The organism is Caballeronia sordidicola, assembly GCF_000729995.1.
GTDB lineage: Bacteria > Pseudomonadota > Gammaproteobacteria > Burkholderiales > Burkholderiaceae > Caballeronia > Caballeronia sordidicola_A.
The window spans coordinates 1-354 of sequence record NZ_JNFG01000176.1; the positions used below are offsets into that span (position 1 = coordinate 1).

The window sequence follows — 354 nt, forward strand, 5'->3', positions numbered from 1 at the left end:
GAATTACAGGGCGCCCTGGGCGAACTCAACTCGATGCGGGTGTTCGCCGAATCGTTGCGGTCGCAGGCACACGAGTCGGCCAACCGGCTGCACACCATCGTCACACTCGTCGAGATGGGTCGCAGCACCGAAGCCGTGCGGTTTGCCACCGACGAGTTGCAACTGTCGCAGCAATTGGTCGACCGGCTGTCGAACACGGTTGGCGAACCGGCGCTGGCGGCCCGGCTACTCGGCAAGAGTGCCCAAGCCGATGAACGCGCCATCAGTCTGACGATCACCGATGACACCGAATTGCCCTCGGACGCCGACGAAGTCCCGTTGTCGGGTCAGGAGCTGATCACTGTCGTGGGCAAT

At 63.0% G+C, this 354-nt stretch carries 1 protein-coding gene; it reads left to right on the forward strand.

Annotation, left to right across the window (positions count from 1 at the left end):
• The coding region (locus FH08_RS0134270; protein WP_031362669.1) for a sensor histidine kinase at nt 1–354 on the forward strand (354 nt) is incomplete at both ends.